Genomic DNA, 16844 nt, shown 5'->3' on the forward strand with positions numbered 1-16844 from the left:
GTTACTTCTTCACTTCCTGCGCGTAGAACGCCTGGACCTTCTGGACGAACTCCGCGCCGGTGATCTTGCCGGTCACCAGCAGCTGGGACTCGGGGATGATGGCGCCGGCGTAGATGCCGGCCGTGGTGTTCGCCATGAAGTCGACCTGGCCGTTCTCCTTGCCGATCTGGGCCGCGGCCTGGAGGACCTGCTCGGTGATCGAGCCCTTCTCGACCTTCGGCTGCGCCTCGGCCGGGTCGCCGCCCGGGGCGGCGCCCGTCACGTCGACGACGATCTGCCGCGCCTTGGCGTTCGTGTGGACCCAGTTGAGGAAGTACGCGACGGTGTCCAGGTTCTTCGACTTGGCGGCAGCGGAGAACGAGTTCGCCGCTCCCATCGCGACGTGGTCGCCGCCCGCCTTCGCCGGCGGGACGAGGAAGAACTGGACGTCCTTGCCGAGCTTCTTGGCGTAGTTCGCCGCCTCCCAGTTGCCGTTGAACGTGTAGACGCCCTTGCCGTCCTGGAAGTTGCTGACGAAGGTGAAGTAGTCCACCGCGTTGATGTCGGACGGGAAGTAGCCCGCGTCCGCCCAGGTGCGGATGAGCTCCGCGCCTTTGACGTTGCCCGGCTGGTCGTAGGTCGCGCCGGGCTTGTTGAACATCCAGTCGAGGAACTGCTGCTTGTCGACGTACTGGTTCATCGCGGCCTGGACGGTGAAGTTGACCACGCCGTCCTTGTCGCCCTCGACCAGCGGGGCGACGCCGGCGGCCTTGGCCTTCGCGAAGTCCGCGCCCAGCTCGTCGAGCGTCTTCGGGATCTCCGTGATGCCCGCCTGCGCCGCGAGCTTCGTGTTCACGAAGACGCCGGTGACGCTGTAGCCGAGGCCGAGCTGGTAGAGCGAGCCGCTGCCGCGGACCCCGTCGGCGGTCATCCGCAGCGGCGCGAGCTGGGCGGCCGGCCACTTGTCCCAGCCATAGGCGGTGAAGTAGGGGTCGAGGTTCGCGACGAGACCGTCCTTGACGGTGTCGCCGAGGGTGGGGAGCCGGATCAGGTCGGGTGGCGTGGAGCTCGCCAGCAGCTTCGGCGCGTTGGCGGTGAGGTTCTGAAACGTGTCGCGCGTGACCTTGAAGGTCACGTTCGGGTGCTGCTTGGTGAACTCCTTGGTCAGATCGTCGGTGAGCGGGAAGCCCGTCTCGTCCGCGATCGTGAGCGTGACCTTCTTGGAGGTGAGCTGGGTGCTCACGTCGGTGGCGCCCTTGGCCGGTCCGGTGGTGGCGGACCCGGGCGCGCACCCGGCGAGCACGAGGGCGACGGCCGAGGCGACGACGCCCGCCGTGAGGACGCCGCGGATGCGGCGCCGGGGGGAAGCGAATGACATACAGGACTCCCTTGTCTTCAGGACCGGATCGGGTTCGATCCCGCTGCTAAATGCTTTCAGCACGCTTATACTGGGGTCACGTCCGCCGGTTTGTCAAATGATGTCCCCGGATTGCGATGACCGAACCGGATAGCATCCGCTAGAGGAGGAAACTCGATGCTGAGCAAGCGGGTGACGCTCGCCGACGTAGCCAGGCGGGCCGGGCTGTCGATGTCCGCCGCGTCCATGATCCTCAATGGGCGGCCGGACACGCGGCTCTCCCAGGACGCCCACGACCGCGTCCACGCCGCCGCCGCCGAGCTCGGCTACCGGCCGAACGTCGCGGCTCGCGGCCTGAAGACCGACAAGACCCACACCATCGCCTTCGTCTCCGACCTCGTCGCGACGACCCGCTACGCGTCCGGCCTGATCACCGGCGCGATCGCCGCGGCCGAGGCGGCCGGGCATGTGATGATGGTGCTCGAGACGGGCGGGGAGCCCAAGCGCGAGTCGGAGGCCATCGGCGCCGCGCTCGACCGGCAGGTCGACGGGTTCGTGTTCGCCAGCATGCGGGCGCGGGAGCTCTTCCTCCCCGAGATCGCGTTCGATACCCCCGCCGTCATGCTGAACGCGACGAACGCCCGCTTCCCGCGTGCCGTCCTCCCCGACGAGCACGGCGGCGGCCGCAGCGCGGTCGGCGTGCTCGTCGCCGCCGGCATCCGCGAGGACATCGCCCTGCTCGGGCACAGCGAGAAGAAGGAGGAGGGGCTCTTCCGGTCGGCGACCGTGGCGGACCGGATCGCGGGCATCCGCGCGGCCATGGCCGAGCACGGCGCGGAGTTCAGCAGCGAGTCGTCGATCTGGCTGTGGGAGCCGGACGGCGGCTACCAGGCGACGAAGAAGATCCTGCGGCAGCGTCCGCGCCCCTCGGCCATCCTCGCCATGAACGACCGGCTTGCGTTCGGCGCGTACCAGGCGATCGCGGAGGCGGGCCTGCGGATCCCCGACGACATCTCCATCGTCTCCTTCGACAACGACGAGCTCGCCGCCTACCTGCGACCGGGGCTCACGACCGTGGCGCTCCCGCACGAGGCGATGGGCCGGCGCTCGGTCGAGCTCCTCCTCGGAGACGAGGGCGAGGGCGACGGCGAGACGCGGCTGCCGATGCCGCTCGTGGAGCGCGACTCGGTGCGCGCGGCGGCGGTGTGACGCGCCGTCGGCGCCTCGTCCCGACCCTCCCTGTACGTTCCCTGTGCAGATTCTGATGCCCCTGTCGTAGTACCCGTACAGCTTCCTGTGACGGCGAGCGGGCACTGGATACCGTCGAAGCGGTTCGACATTCCTGATCCGCAACGAAAGGCCCGCACCCATGGACGGCATCGCCTCCACCTTCGCACTCGCCCTCGGCGTCGTGCTCAGCCCGCTCCCCATCGTCGCCACCGTCGCCCTGCTGCTCTCAGCGGGCGGGCGGAGGAACGCGCTCGCGTACGCGGTGTCGTTCACGGCGGTCGGGTTCGCGGTGACGCTGGTGGCCGGGCTGACCTCGGCCGGGTCGACGGGGGCGAAGTCCGGGTCGTCGACGTTCGGGATCATCGCGGCCGCCGTCCTCGGCCTCGGATTCCTCGCGCTGGCGGTCGCGAGCTGGCTGGGCCGGCCGCGGGCGGGGAAGCCGCGGCGCACTCCCGCCTGGCTCGCGGCGGTCGACACGCTGACCCCCGCGCGGTCCGCCGGGCTCGGCGCGCTCATGGCGGCCACCAACTCCAAGAACATCCCGCTGGAGCTGAAGGCCGGGGCCGCGTTCGGCGGCGCCGGGCTGCCGCTGCTCGCGATCGCAGCGCTCTGCCTCGCCTTCGCCCTGGTCGCCGCTCTGGGCGTCCTCGCCCCGACCGCGCTCGCGGCGACGGGAGCGCCCGGCGTCACGGCAGGCCTGACCCGCCTCAAAGATGTGATGATCGAACACAACGCCGTCATCATGACCGTCCTCTTCGGGCTCCTCGCCGTGATGGAAGCGGTCAACCTGATCACAGCGCTGGCGGCCTGACGATGAGCACCGACCAGACGAGTACCGACCAGAGCAGCACGACCCAGGCGAGCACGGACGAGACGAGGGAGCAGGACACCATGGACACCGCAGAGACCACCTCCCCCGGCGGACCCGTCGTCGTCACCGCCGCCGGCGCCGTCCGCGGCGTCGCCGGCGAGCGCGCGTCGTCCTGGAAGGGCATCCGCTACGCCCAGCCGCCGACCGGAGCGCGCCGCTGGCGGGCCCCAGTGGCCGCCGAGCCGTGGGAGGGCTGCGTCGACGCCACGGCGTTCGGCGCCGCGGCTCCGCAGAAGCGCGTCCCGGCGATCGACCTCGGCCCCGACCCGGTCCTGGACGAGGACTGCCTGTTCCTCAATGTCTGGCGGCCGGAGGGCGGCGCCGAGAGCAAGCCGGTCATGGTCTGGATCCACGGCGGCGCCTACACCTACGGCTCGGCGAGCCAGCCGCTCTTCGACGGCACCGAGCTGGCCGCGACCGGCGACGTCGTCGTCGTCACGCTCAACTACCGGATCGGGCCGCTCGGCTTCCTCGACCTCTCCTCGTTCTCGGACGCCGAGCACGTCTTCGACAGCAACCTGGCGCTGCGGGACGTGCTGCTCGCGCTCGAATGGGTCCGCGACAACATCGCGGCGTTCGGCGGCGACGCCGGCCGGGTCACGGTGTTCGGGGAGTCGGCGGGAGGCGGCCTCGTCACGACGCTGCTCGCCACGCCCGCGGCGGCCGGTCTCTTCCACGCCGCGATCGCCGAGAGCTCTCCGGCCAGCTCCATCTACGGGCGGGAGCGGGCGCGCGCGGTGGCCGAGCGGTTCCTGGCGGCGGCGCAGGTCGCCCCGGACGACCTCGACGCCGTGCGCGACCTGCCGGTCGACACGATCGTCGCCGCGGGAGCGGAGGTCTACAACGACGTCCCGAGCACGATCCCGGGAACGCTGGCGTTCGCCCCTGTCGTCGACGGCGACCTCGTCCCCGAGCACCCGATCACGGTCCTCAGCGAGGGCCGGGGCCACCCCGTCCCTCTGGTGATCGGCACGAACCGCGACGAGGCGACGCTGTTCAAGTTCATGAAGTCGCCGCTCATCCCGATCACCCGCGACTCGATCGAGCGCATGTTCGCCCTGATGATGGAGGACAACCCCGGCCTGGTGCCGCCGGAGCGCGACGACGTGCTCGCCGTCTACGCCGGCGTGCGCGAGAAGGTCCGCGGGCTCGACATCGCGACCGACATCGGCTTCCGGATGCCCGCGGTCTGGGTCGCCTCGGGGCATTCCCGCGTCGCCCCGACCCGCCTGTACCGCTTCGACTACGCGACGCCGATGCTGCGGCTGATGGGGATCCGGGCGGCCCACGCGACCGAGCTCCCGTACGTCTGGGGCGACCTGCACAGCCAGAAGAAGGATCCGACCTTCCTCCTCGGCGGCCGCCGCACCGGTGAGGCGCTCTCCGCCCGGCTGCTGGGCCGCTGGACCGCGTTCGCGACGACCGGGGTCCCCGGCGACGACTGGCCCGCCTACGACGAGAACGGCCGCGACACCCTCGTCATCGGCGCGGAGGACCGCGTCGTGCCCGACCTCGACGGCCGCCTCCGGGCTGGGTGGGGCGATGCCGTGCTGTCCTTCCGGTAGGTCGCCGCCGCGGCGCGAGGACCCGGAGTTTCGGTAGACGGTAGAGAATCTTACTTGTCTAGGGATATCCTCGGCACTGGGGCGATCCAGCGCCGGGAAGGACCTCACCATGGCCAAGAAGACTTCGATGACGGTGATCGAGTACGACACGAACGGCGACACCGACGTCCTCAGCGCGCGGTCGCGGGCGATCCCCGCTCCCGGGCCCGGTGACGTGCTCGTCGAGGTGATCGCCGCCGGCATCAGCCACATCGACGGGTTCATCCGCAGCGGTCGCGAGGAGGCCTGGGCGGACGAGCCCTTCCCGCGCGGTTCCGGGAGCGATTTCGCCGGCATCGTCGAGGTCGGCGACGCGGACGGCCGCTTCCGGCGCGGCGACGAGGTCATCGGGCACGTGCGCCAGGGTGCGCACGCCACCCATGTCGTCGTCCCCGTCGCGGCGCTGGTCCCCAAGCCGGCGCACGTCCCGTGGGAGGTCGCGGGCGGGCTCTTCCTGGCCGGCGTGACCGCGCTCGACATCCTCGACGACCTCCGCATCGGCCCGGGCGACACCGTGGTGATCTCCGCCGCCGCGGGCGGAGTCGGCAGCATCGAAGCCCAGGTGGCCAAGCACCGGGGCGCCTTCGTCATCGGCACCTGCGGGGAACGCAACTTCGACTATCTGCGGCAGCTCGGCATCAAGCCGGTGACCTACGGCGAGGGCATCGAACGCCGCATCCGCGAGTTCGCGCCCGACGGCGTGACGGCTCTGATCGACAACTTCGGTCAGGACGGCCGTGGCCTCGCGGAGGAGCTCGGCGTGCCGGCGTCACGGTACCGGTCGAGCGCCGACCGCCGCGACACCGAGCTGCGGCTGCTCCAGGACGATCCCGCCTCGATCGCGCACGCCACCGCCCAGCTCGGCCGCCTCGCCCAGCTGGCCGACGAGCGCGCGTTCACGCTGCTCATCTCCGGCTACTACCCGCTGGACGAGATCGCGGTCGCCTACGACGACCTGGCGAAGCTGCACTCGCGCGGCAAGGTCGTCCTCGGCACCCACCCGGTCACCACGTACCGCAACCTGAAGGCCCGCGACGTGCAGGAAGCGCGGGGCTGATCGCCCCGCGACCGTCAGCTCGGCGACCGTCGGCTCGGCGACCGTCAGGCCAGCGACCGTCAGCTCAGCGCGGCCGCCCGGGCCGCCGACGGCGACTCCCCGTACGCCGCCTTGAACACCCGGCTGAAGTGCGCGGCGTCGACGAAGCCCCAGCGCGTCGCGATCGACGCCACCGAGCGGCCGGCCGACAGCGGATCCATCAGCTCGCGACGGCAGCGCTCCAGACGGCGCGACCGGATCCACGCCGAGACGGTGGTGCCCTGCTCCTGGAACAGCCCCTGCAGGTGCCGGGTCGAGATGAAGTGCGCCGCCGCCAGCTGCGCAGGTCCCAGGTCCGCGGACGACAGGTTGGCCTCGATGTACTCGCGGATGCGGCCCATCAGGGCGTGGTGCGGGTGGGCGAGCTCGGCGGCGGTGCCGAGGTGGTCCGCGAAGAGCGTGGCGGTCAGGTCGAGGGCGCTGTGCGCCAGCCGCGCGCCGGTCGCGCCGGAGAGCCGGTCGAGGTTGCCGGCGAGCTGGCCGAGGTACGGCGCGACGATGCTGCCGACCCCGGCGCCGCCGTCGAACCGCACGGCGGTGAGCTGCGAGACCAGCTCGGCCGGCAGCCCGATCAGGTGCTTCGGGAACATGACGACGACGGTGCGGAAGTCGTCGTCGAACACCAGGGTGTACGGCCGGTGGGTGTCGTAGACGGCGAGGTCGCCGGGCCGCAGCACGGCCTCCCGCCCCTCCTGGATGAGCAGCCCGGTGCCCGAGAGCATGAGGCTGAGCTTGAAGTAGTTGCGGTCGGCGCGCGCGATCAGTTCGGGCGTGCGCTCCACGACGTGCCGCGAGGCGTTCACCTCCGACACGTGGATCTCGTCGGCCTCCGCCGAGCGGATCCGCCCGAAGAACGGCTCCGGCCGGTCGCTGGTCACCTGCAGGGGCACGAAGGACTCCGACACCGCGGTGCGGAAGCCGCTGAAATCGAGCAGGGGCGCTGACTCGGAGGACCGGAGAAGCTCGGGTGGCACGATCGACCTCATTCTGGACCGGGGACTACTTTGTATACGATCCGTGACGAGGATGTTAGCACCGTCCGTGCACCCCTCGTCATACCCCCTGCGCGCACGGACAACCTCCCCGGGCCGGCCCGAGCAAGACTGAACGGACCACTTCCCGCGCAAGGAGAACCACCATGACCGATGTCCGCGACCTCCTCGACCGCGTCAGCGCACCGGACGGCGACGGCCGGCCCATCCACGATCCGGCCACCGGCGAGGTCATCGGCAACGCTCCGGAGGCGACCGTCGCCGAGCTCGACGCGGCGATCGCCCGAGCGCGGGCGGCGCAGCCCGCGTGGGAGGCGCTCGGCCACGAGGCGCGCTCGGCCGCGCTGAACGCCGCGGCGGACGCCGTCGACGCCCGCGCCGAGGAGCTCGCCCGGCTGCTCTCCCGCGAGCAGGGCAAGCCGCTGAACGGCCCGAACGCGCGCTTCGAGGTGGGCGCCTGCTCCGCGTGGCTGCGCACCAACGCCGCCCTCCGGCTGGAGCCCGAGGTGCTCGTCGACGACGGCGAGACGCACGCCGAGCTGCACTACCGCGCCGTCGGCGTGGTCGGCGCGATCGGCCCGTGGAACTGGCCGCTCATGATCGCCGTCTGGCAGCTCGCGCCGGCCCTGCGGATGGGCAACACCGTCGTCGTCAAGCCGTCCGAGTACACCCCGCTCAGCGTCCTCGCCCTGGTCGACGTGCTGAACGAAGCCCTCCCGGCGGACGCGCTCATCGCCGTCTCCGGCGGCCGCGACGTCGGCGCCCGGCTGGCCTCCCACCCCGACATCGACAAGGTGATGTTCACCGGGTCCACCGCGACCGGCCGTCGGATCATCGAGAGCTCGGCGGGCAACCTGGCCCGGCTGACGCTGGAGCTCGGCGGCAACGACGCCGGGATCGTGCTGCCCGGCACGGACGCGACGGCGATCGCGCAGGATTTGTTCTGGGGCGCGTTCATCAACACCGGCCAGACCTGCGCCGCGCTCAAGCGGCTCTACGTGCACGACTCGGTCTACGACGAGGTCGTGGAGGCCCTGGCCGAGGTCGCGAAGGCCACCCCGATGGGCAACGGGCTGGACGAGGACAACGTGCTCGGCCCGCTGCAGAACCGGCAGCAGTTCGACATCGTGAACCGCCTGGTGGAGGACGCCAAGACGCACGGCGCCCGCATCGTCACCGGCGGCTCCCCGGCCACCGAACTCGGCGAGCTCTTCTACCCGATCACCCTGGTCGCCGACATCGCCGACGGCGTCGCGCTCGTCGACGAGGAGCAGTTCGGCCCGGCGCTCCCGATCATCCGCTACACCGACGTGGAGGACGCCATCGCCAGCGCGAACCGCCTCGACGTCGGCCTCGGCGGCTCCGTCTGGGGACCGGACCGCGACGAGGCGCGCCGGATCGCCGCCCGCATCGAGTCCGGCACGGTCTGGATCAACTCGCACGGCGGCGTCCACCCGATGATCCCGTTCGGCGGGGTCAAGGGCTCCGGCTACGGTGTCGAGTTCGGCGTCGAGGGCCTGAAGGCCGTGGCGGTCCCGCGCGTCATCAACGGCTGAGGCCGCTGTGCGAGCCGAACCCGCGACCGCGACCGATCCCGCCGAGGAGCTCGCGCGGCGCGCGCTGGGCGACTTCGGGATCGACCGGGAGGCCGCCCTCCGTTTCGCGAACCGCCGGGAGAACGTGGTGTTCCGCGTCACGTCCGGCTCCGCGGAGTGGGCGCTCAAGGTCCACCGCCCGGGCTATCGCACCGACCGGGAGATCGAGTCGGAGTCGGCCTTCCTGGAGTCCGCCGCCCGCGCCGGCGTGAACGTCGCGCGTCCGCTGCGGCGGCGCGACGGATCGCACGTCGCGCACGTGACCGACGCGCAGGGAGCCGTCGCCCAGGTCACCGCGCAGGAGTGGCTGCCGGCCGCGACCCCGATCGGCTCGTCGCCGGACACCTTCACCGGCCGGAGCCGGCCCGCCGCCGCCCACCTCCGCGAGCTCGGCCGCACGATCGCGGCGCTGCACGACTGCGCCGAGCGCTCCGGCGCACCGGAGGGCTACGACCGGCCCGCCTGGGACGCCGCCGGCCTCTGCGGACCCGCGGCGCTCTGGGGTCGCGCCTCCGGGCTCCCCGCGCTGACGCCCGGGCAGCGCGCGACGCTGGCGCAGGCACAGGACACGCTGGCCACGGAGCTCGCCGCGCTCGAGCGCTCGGCGGCGACCTACGGCCCCATCCACGCCGACCTGACGCTCGAGAACGTACTGCTCTCCGCCGGCAGGATCGCCGTCATCGACTTCGACGACTGCGGGGAGGGCTGGTACCTGTTCGATCTCGCGACCTCCGCCTTCTTCCTCACCGGGCATCCGGAGGCCGACGCGCTGCTGGCGGCGCTGCTGGACGGCTACCGGGAGCGGCGGACGCTGACCGCGGCCGACGCCGCCGCCTGGCAGCCGCTCCTGCTCGCCCGCTCGCTCTCCTACCTGGCGTGGTCGGTGGAGCGGCCCGACGAGGAGGCCACCCGGTTCCACCTCGAGCACCTCCTCCCCCGCATCGTCCGGGCCTCGTCGCTCTATCTCGCGACCGGCCGCACCGGCTGGCCCGAGCTCGTCCTGGGCTGACGGGCGCCCGGCGCCCCCTCTCCGATCCCCGATGGACTCCCCGACCCCGATGGACTCCCCGACACCGATGGAAGCAGCCCCATGACCGACCTCCTGACCCGCCGGTTCGACACGCTCGGCCCGTACAGCCCGCTGTTCTACGACCGGCCCCTCGAGTTCGTGCGAGCCGAGGGCGTCTGGCTGACCGACGCGCACGGCGACCGGTACCTCGACGGCTACAACAACGTCCCGCACGTGGGCCACGCGCATCCGCGGGTCGTCGCCGCGATCGCGGAGCAGGCCGCGACGCTCAACATCCACACCCGCTACCTGAACGATCGCGTGGTCGACTACGCCGAACGGCTGCTCGCGACCTTCGACGACGCCCTCGACCGGATCGTCTTCACGAACAGCGGGTCGGAGTCGAACGACCTCGCGTTCCGGATCGCCACGCAGCACTCCGGCGCGTCCGGAATCCTGATCTCGGACTTCAGCTACCACGGCCACACCCAGGCGCTCGCGCGGGTCACGACCGGCCTGCGCGCGCACGAGGGGCTCGGCCCGCACGTCCGCACGCTGCGGATCCCCGACCTCGACGGCGCCGACGTGGACGGTCCCGCCGGCGCGCAGCCGGAGGACGCGGTGCTGGACGCCGCTCTGCGCGAGGTGGACGAGGCGATCGCGTCCCTGCAGGCGGCCGGGTTCGGCGTCGCCGCGGTGCTGTTCGACTCCCTGTTCTCGACCGAGGGGCTCAACCGGGTGCCGGAGGGCTACGTCCGCGGGCTGGCCGAGCGCGTCCGCCGCGCCGGCGGCCTGGTCATCGCCGACGAGGTCCAGTCCGGCTTCGGCCGCACCGGCCGCAGCTTCTGGGGCCACCGGAACCACGGCATCGTCCCGGACCTGGTGACGATGGGCAAGCCGATGGGCAACGGCCACCCGCTCGGCGGCGTGGCCCTCCCCGCCGCCTTGTTGGACGAGTTCGGCCCCCGCAACATGTACTTCAACACCTTCGGCGGCAACCCCGTCTCCGCCGCGGCCGGCCTGGCCGTGCTCGACGTGCTGGCGGACGAGCGCCTGGTCGAGCGGGCGCAGGAGAACGGCCGCGCCATCCGGGCCGCCCTGGCGCAGCTCGGCGCGGAGCACCCGTGGATCGGCGTGCCGAAGGGCGACGGACTGTTCTTCGGCGTGGAGGTCTACGACCGGCCCGCCGCCGACGCCGGCGCCCGGCCCGACCCCGCCCGCACCAAGGCGGTGGTGGAGGCGATGCGCCACCGCCGGGTGCTGGTCAGCAGGATCGGCCGCCACGACAGCGTCCTCAAGATGCGGCCGCCGCTCGCGATCGAGGCAGCGGAGGTCGACCTGCTGCTCGCGACGCTCGCCGACGCGCTGGCGGAGGTCGGCGGGCGCTGACCATCGGAAACGAGGATGCCCGGGCCGTCCTCAGACGGCCCGGGCATCGTCGTTCGACTCGCCTCAGAGCTCCGGCGCGTTCTGCTCCGCTGTGTTGTGCTCCTCCGTGTTCTGCTTCTCCGTGCCATGCCCGATCTGCGCGTACACCCGCGGGTTGCGGCGCTTGAGCACGTAGCCCCAGACGATGCCGGCGACGCCGGAGAGGATCACGATCGCCGGGAGCAGGAACGTGGTCGCCGACGGCGGGGCCGTGGGGTCGCTGGTCAGCAGCGTGTTGAAGTACACGACGATGAGGATGAAGACCACGGTCAGCCCGATCCCGGAGACCACCGGGGCGACCACCCGCTGCCAGACGCCGAGACCGTGGCCGGAGCGCCGGAAGAAGCCGACGACCGCGAACGACACGATCGCCATCAGCAGCACCAGGCCGAGGGCGCCGGTGTTGGTCAGCCACGAGAACAGCGTCAGCACCGGGAACAGGATGGCCGGGGCGCCCTTCGGCGGCACCCAGCCGACGCTGGCGAGCGCGAACACGGCGATCACGACGAGCGCGAGGACCGTCTGGGTGAGCGAGCCCGCCCACGGCGCCCGGCTGTGCGCGCGGACCCGCGCCAGCCACGACGGCAGCACGCCCTCGCGGCCGAGGGAGAAGAAGTAGCGGGCGACGGCGTTGTGGAAGCTGACCAGCGACGCGAACAGGCTGGTGATGAACAGCACCTGGGCGATGTCGCTGATCAGCACGCCGACGTTGGTCTCCAGGAACGAGAAGATCAGGTTCGGGCCCTGCTCCGTCGAGTCCTTGATGACCTTGGCGGGGCCGGAGGCGATGGTCATGGCCCACGACGACAGCGCGTAGAAGAGGGCGATGACGCCGACCGCGGTGTAGGTCGCGCGCGCGACGGTCCGCTTGGGGTCCTTCGCCTCCTCGCCGTAGATCGCGGCTCCCTCGAAGCCCATGAAGGCGGCGATGCCGAACGCGAAGACCGCCCCGATGCCGGGCACGAAGAGCGCCGCGGGGCTGAGCGCCTGCGCGCTGACCCCCTCCGGGGCGACGACGAACGCGGCCACGTCGTAGACGATGACGACCAGGAACTCGAGCGCCACGAGCACGCCGAGCACCTTGGCGGAGAGGTCGACACGGTTCACGCCGAGGACGCCGACGATCGCGATGCAGACGAGGATCGGCAGCCACCAGGGCAGGTCCCAGCCGAACTTGGTGTTCAGCAGCGAGGCGACCTGATAGCCGAAGAGGCCGTACACGCCGATCTGCATGGCGTTGTACGACACCAGCGCGACGATCGAGACGCCGACGCCGAGCGGCCGCCCGATGCCCTGCGAGACGTACGAGTAGAAGGCGCCGGCGTTGGTCACGTAGCGGCTCATGGCGGCGTAGCCGACCGCGAAGATCGCGAGCACGGCGCCGAGCAGCAGGAACGACAACGGCACCCCGAGCACGCCGGTGACGGCGAACGTCGTCGTCACGCCTCCGGCGAGGACGGTCAGCGGCGCCGAGGCGGCGACGATCATGAAGGTGACGGCGGGCACACCGAGACGGCGGTGGGCGGCAGGATGCGGGGTGACGCTGACAGCGGTGTCAGAGGTGTCAGAGGTGGAGGTCACTGGGGTTCTCCCTCGATGGGACGCGCTCAGGGGATGCGCGATTGAAGACGATCCAATCGCGCGCGGGCCCGACGCGCTTGCTCGGGGGTGCACGGCGGTTGACTGCAGCGGAACAGTCGGGGTGGTGTCAGGCGTCGCGGCGGACCGCACTTACGCGATCCCCTCCAGCGCCGATAGCGGTCGGTGAGGAAAGGTATCGCGTGCACTTCTTGGGACTCGAGGTCGGACCGCTCGCGTCGTGGACAGCCGTGCTGATCGCAGTCGGCTCCTTGGCCGTTTCGATCGTTGCTCTCGCGCAGGCGCGGACGAAAGCACGGGGCGAGATCGGCTTCGAGATCCATCGTCGGGTCGAAGGGCTGCTCACCCTTCTCGGAAGCGACGACGTGATGGACGCGCGCCGCAAGCTCGAGGGATCCGGGCCGGTGATCCGCACGACCGGCGAGGCGTACGACGGGCGGAATTGGTGGTACCCGCGACCGAGCGGGTACAGCGAAGATGCGCAACTCGGCGCGCGGACAGGCGTGTTGTTCGCGAGCGACCTCGTCGATTTCGAACGGCAGTACAGCACAGTGCTCAACTGCGTCGAGCGTGCGGCGTGGGCAGCGCCGCCTCGCCGCTCACGGATGAGGGCAGGTGCAGCTGTCCGCGAGTGGAGGAGGCAGTCGGGAGGCGTCTACGCACACCTCGGGGAGCTGCTGATGAGCACCGGCGAAGGCCGCTGGGAACTTCACAAGATCCAAGCCGTCTTCGCGATCTCCTTTCACGACCAGAGGGTCCTGAGTCTTCTCGCCCGGCTGAACGCGGTCAGGCCGAGAGGGAGCCGCGGACTCGTACTGCCGCACGCACACCTGCGGGACGCCGCGCCCGTCCTTGTGACCCCGGCTATGGCTGCGCACGAGACCTCGGAAGGCTAGGCCGCCGCGGGCGACGCCGTCAGGCAGACGCGCCGGCTCACCCACGGGGATCAGGCGGAAGGCACCGGATCGCACGCAGCTCCCCGGCCAGGCCGACCGGCCCCGCGCCGTGGGGAATGAGGACGACATCGCCGGCTGTCAGCGTGATCGTCTCTCCGCGGGTGCGGAGCGTCCCCTGTCCGTCGGTCGCGACCAGCACCGCGTACTGCGCCGGGAGCTCGATCGGGCTCTCGGGAGTCACCGCGATGGCTTCCGCCCGGAAGAACGCGCGTGCGGCGTCCGGGAACAGCGCGGCGTACGGACCGGCTGGGAGCCGGCCGAGGGCTTCGGCGATGTCCGCCGGGGTGAAGCGCGTGCGGGCGACGCTGCTCAAGGCCGTGCGGGCATCCAGTCCGAGGAGCGCAGCTTCACGCGTCAACCGCTCGAAGGGGGCGTACTCGAGGATCACCGACAGGTCGGCCGGTTGCTGCAGTTCGAGGAGCAGGATGCCCGAGCCGATCGCATGCGGCACCCCGGCCGGGACGAAGAGGGTGTCGCCGGGGTGCAACTCGATCTCGTTGAGCGCGGCCACCAGCTCATCCGGTTCCTGCTTCTCGAACCAGCTCTCGAGGCGATCGGCGTCCACGTCATCGGCGAACCCGAGCCAGGCGCGGCCGCCCTCGGGTTCGTCGACGGCGAGCACGATCCAGGCCTCGGTCTTGCCGGTGTCGGCTCCGAGCTCGCGCCGCGCGAAGTCCGAATCCGGGTGCGCGTGCACGAACAGCCGCTCCCCCGTGTGCAGCAGCTTGCACAGCAGCCGGGTGTCGGCTCCGAAACGCTCGACGTGCTCGGCGCCCAGGAAGCCGAGCGGGTCGGCGGCGATGAGGTCCCTCAGCGGGACACCGTCGATCCTCGTGAGCCCATCGTCGTTCGAGCCGAAGGTGGTGACCGTGGAGCCGAGGAAGTCCTCGGGTGCCCACGGATCGGCCGCCCCGATCACCGCTCGGAAGCGCTCGATGCCGGCCCCGCCTCGATACGGCCGGGGCGTCGGCCGGTTCGCCTGCAACCGGATCGGGCGGGTCGACCCCGTCACCGGGCCCCCTCGCGTTCGCCGACGGGAAGTCCGGCGAGAAGACCTCCGACGAAGCAGTCGCCGAGCCCGATCGTCGTCGGATTCTCCGCGTGCAGGATGTACGCGGGAACGCACCGGATGCTCGCGGGGTCGGACGCGGCGATCGCCTCCGCCACCGTCCGATGCGCCTGCGGCACGGCTTCGCTCTCGAGGCGCGCCACGTCGTCGGCGGTCACCCCGTCGCCGTGGAGGTACCGCGCGGACGCCGCCCGGATACCGCCCGCCAGGGCGGTCTCCAGCCGCGGCGCCAGCGGACCGGATGCCAGGGCCCAGTGCCGCGTGTGGATGACGAGGGTGGGCCCGGGGAACAGCAGGTGCAGGTCGGCGACCGCACGAAGGACGTCCTCCGGGTCGAGGAGATCCACGTCACGCGCGAGGTGGACCTGCAACTCGTCTTCGTTCATGCTGTGGACGTCGATCAGCGGGGTCAGCCCCGCGAGCGCGACAGCGCGTATCTCGTCCGAGTGGTAGCCCGCATCCTCGTAGAAGATGAGCGCACCGGCCGGCAGGGACCGCGCCGCACGCTCGAGCGAGTCGAGGCGCGCCCGGAGCAGGCCCGCCTCGGTCATGGCGTTGAACCCGGAGATGAGCAGCACCTCCGCGGCCTCCAGCGCCTGGCCGAGGTCCGGGCTCAGCTCCATCAGGGTCTGCGGCGGGTCGTTGACGAAGATCAGCCGGTTCGGCCGGTCGATGACGATCTCGCCGTCGGCCACCGGCACCCGGCCCGCGGCAGGGAGCTGGACGATCAGGTGCGGGGTCAGCCGGGCCTCGCGGTCGCTGAGGAGGTAGTCGCAGTCGGCCGGGTACAGGCTCAGGAACGTCTCATCGATCGCGACCAGGACGGTCGTCGACCGCACGCCGAGCTCCCGCATGATCAGACCGGCGCGCACGCAGGTGCCGCCGATGGTGACGACCCGCTCATGCCGTGCGGAGAACGTCCCGATGACGTCGGGGACGGCGACGAACCGTTCGCCGCCGCGCCGAGCGCGCGCGTGCCCGAGGATGACGGCGACGAGCGACCGCTCGTCGACGATGGGCAGCTCGGGGTCGCAGTTCGCGACCCCGAGCCCGTACGCCGCGGCGAGCGCAGTCAGGAGCTCGCCGTCCCACACGATCTCGTGGTCGATCGTGCCCCCGAAGCCCAGGACGAATCGCCCTGGCCCCGAGGGAGCGTGCGCGTCAGTAGAGATTCGCTTTGCCGGCTGCATCGAACAGTGCGATCTTCTCCGCCGCGGTGACTTTCAGGGCCGCGATCGGCTCGGGCTGGATGGCGTTCGGCTCGCGCAGGCGCTCGTCCGTTCCCAGGACCTCCCGCATCCGGTTGTGGTACGAGACCTTGATGTCGCTGGAGATGTTGATCTTGTTGATACCGAGCTCCACCGCCCTGCGCAGTTCGGAGTCGGGGTTGCTCGATCCGCCGTGGAGCACCAGCGGGATCCCGGTCGCGGCCTTGATCTCCTGGAGCAGGTCGTGGCGCAGTTCCGGGTTCTTGTCGGACGGGTAGAGGCCGTGCGAGGTGCCGATCGCGATGGCGAGGCTGTCGACGCCGGTCTCCTCGATGAAACGGACCGCGTCGGCCGGGTTGGTGTAGATGATCTCCGCGGCGCCCGCCTCGCCGTAGCTGTCGTTGGCCCCGATCGTGCCGAGCTCGCCCTCCACCTGGATGCCCACCGCGTGGGCGGCGTCCACGACCTTGCGGGTCAGCGCCACGTTCTCGGCGAACGGCAGCAGCGACGCGTCGATCATCACCGAGGTGAACCCGGCCCGGATGGCCGTGATGATCTGCTCGTACGTTCCGCCGTGGTCCCAGTGGATCGCGACCGGCACGCTCGAGCGGTGCGCGCGCGAGTGCATCGCCGGGATGAGGTCGGTGGTGACGTGGGCGACCTCGTCCGGGTGGATCGCGATGATCACCGGAGCCTCGAGCTCCTCGCTGATGTCCATCACGCCATTGAACATCGCCCAGTCGCTGATGTTGAAGGCGGGGATGGCGAAGTTGTTCGCATTGGCGACGTCCAGGATGGACTTCCCTGTGTATAGCACGGTTCTCTCTTTCTGTTTGACGTTCGATCGGACG

The 16844-nt window shown here is 71.2% G+C and carries 14 protein-coding genes; 8 read left to right on the forward strand and 6 right to left on the reverse strand.

All coding sequences use genetic code 11. The annotated features are described in order from the left end of the window. Position 1: 1 nt before the first annotated feature. A complete protein-coding gene (locus tag HNR13_RS18765) occupies positions 2 to 1357 on the reverse strand; it encodes an ABC transporter substrate-binding protein (RefSeq protein ID WP_218881268.1) in 1356 nt (451 codons plus the stop codon). A gap of 156 nt (positions 1358 to 1513) precedes the next feature. Between HNR13_RS18765 and HNR13_RS18770 the strand changes: the two genes are divergently transcribed. The 4 genes from HNR13_RS18770 to HNR13_RS18785 all read left to right on the forward strand — a co-directional run bounded on the left by HNR13_RS18770 (position 1514) and on the right by HNR13_RS18785 (position 6098). Beyond that, positions 1514 to 2545 carry a LacI family DNA-binding transcriptional regulator gene (locus HNR13_RS18770; RefSeq protein ID WP_179608196.1) on the forward strand — a complete coding sequence of 344 codons (1032 nt, stop codon included), beginning with the start codon at positions 1514 to 1516 and terminating at the stop codon, positions 2543 to 2545. A gap of 160 nt (positions 2546 to 2705) precedes the next feature. Further along, positions 2706 to 3377: a GAP family protein gene (locus HNR13_RS18775; protein ID WP_179608198.1), complete on the forward strand. Its 672-nt coding sequence runs from the start codon at positions 2706 to 2708 to the stop codon at positions 3375 to 3377. Positions 3378 to 3379: 2 nt separating this feature from the next. After that, entirely contained in the window at positions 3380 to 5002 is a 1623-nt protein-coding gene (locus tag HNR13_RS18780) for a carboxylesterase/lipase family protein (RefSeq protein ID WP_246312812.1), read from the forward strand. A gap of 109 nt (positions 5003 to 5111) precedes the next feature. Continuing rightward, entirely contained in the window at positions 5112 to 6098 is a 987-nt protein-coding gene (locus HNR13_RS18785) for an NADP-dependent oxidoreductase (RefSeq protein ID WP_179608200.1), read from the forward strand. A gap of 59 nt (positions 6099 to 6157) precedes the next feature. Here the strand turns inward: HNR13_RS18785 and HNR13_RS18790 are convergent, their stop codons facing one another. After that, positions 6158 to 7123, reverse strand: a complete 966-nt coding sequence (locus HNR13_RS18790) for an AraC-like ligand-binding domain-containing protein (protein WP_179608202.1) — start codon at positions 7121 to 7123, stop codon at positions 6158 to 6160. A 152-nt stretch (positions 7124 to 7275) separates the two neighbouring features. Between HNR13_RS18790 and HNR13_RS18795 the strand changes: the two genes are divergently transcribed. The 3 genes from HNR13_RS18795 (at position 7276) to HNR13_RS18805 (ending at position 11122) form a co-directional block, all read left to right on the forward strand. Next, complete coding sequence (locus tag HNR13_RS18795) at positions 7276 to 8685, forward strand: aldehyde dehydrogenase family protein (protein ID WP_179608203.1); 1410 nt, start codon at positions 7276 to 7278, stop codon at positions 8683 to 8685. Positions 8686 to 8692: 7 nt separating this feature from the next. Continuing rightward, positions 8693 to 9733, forward strand: a complete 1041-nt coding sequence (locus HNR13_RS18800; protein WP_179608205.1) for a phosphotransferase — start codon at positions 8693 to 8695, stop codon at positions 9731 to 9733. Positions 9734 to 9814: 81 nt separating this feature from the next. Further along, the gene (locus HNR13_RS18805; RefSeq protein ID WP_179608206.1) at positions 9815 to 11122 is read left to right on the forward strand and encodes an aspartate aminotransferase family protein; all 1308 of its coding nucleotides are present in this window, start codon (positions 9815 to 9817) and stop codon (positions 11120 to 11122) included. Positions 11123 to 11185: 63 nt separating this feature from the next. Here HNR13_RS18805 and HNR13_RS18810 read toward each other — a convergent pair whose 3' ends face one another. Continuing rightward, positions 11186 to 12742 (reverse strand): APC family permease, encoded by a 1557-nt coding sequence (locus HNR13_RS18810; RefSeq protein WP_343063619.1) that lies wholly within the window; start codon positions 12740 to 12742, stop codon positions 11186 to 11188. A gap of 200 nt (positions 12743 to 12942) precedes the next feature. Here HNR13_RS18810 and HNR13_RS18815 point away from each other — a divergent pair, with 200 nt between their 5' ends. Beyond that, on the forward strand, positions 12943 to 13656 hold the full coding sequence (locus tag HNR13_RS18815; RefSeq protein ID WP_179608208.1) for a hypothetical protein: 714 nt from the start codon (positions 12943 to 12945) through the stop codon (positions 13654 to 13656). A 37-nt stretch (positions 13657 to 13693) separates the two neighbouring features. Here HNR13_RS18815 and HNR13_RS18820 read toward each other — a convergent pair whose 3' ends face one another. The 3 genes from HNR13_RS18820 to HNR13_RS18830 are packed head-to-tail and all read right to left on the reverse strand — an operon-like array spanning position 13694 to position 16810. Next, positions 13694 to 14728: a hypothetical protein gene (locus HNR13_RS18820; protein WP_179608209.1), complete on the reverse strand. Its 1035-nt coding sequence runs from the start codon at positions 14726 to 14728 to the stop codon at positions 13694 to 13696. Next, on the reverse strand, positions 14725 to 15975 hold the full coding sequence (locus HNR13_RS18825) for an ADP-dependent glucokinase/phosphofructokinase (RefSeq protein WP_246312813.1): 1251 nt from the start codon (positions 15973 to 15975) through the stop codon (positions 14725 to 14727). Before HNR13_RS18825 ends, HNR13_RS18820 begins: the two co-directional genes overlap by 4 nt. Next, positions 15947 to 16810, reverse strand: a complete 864-nt coding sequence (locus HNR13_RS18830; RefSeq protein WP_179608212.1) for a ketose-bisphosphate aldolase — start codon at positions 16808 to 16810, stop codon at positions 15947 to 15949. The genes HNR13_RS18825 and HNR13_RS18830 overlap by 29 nt, the downstream gene beginning before the upstream one ends. Between the last annotated feature and the right edge of the window lie 34 nt (positions 16811 to 16844).

The organism is Leifsonia shinshuensis (assembly GCF_013410375.1).
GTDB classification, from domain to species: domain Bacteria; phylum Actinomycetota; class Actinomycetes; order Actinomycetales; family Microbacteriaceae; genus Leifsonia; species Leifsonia shinshuensis.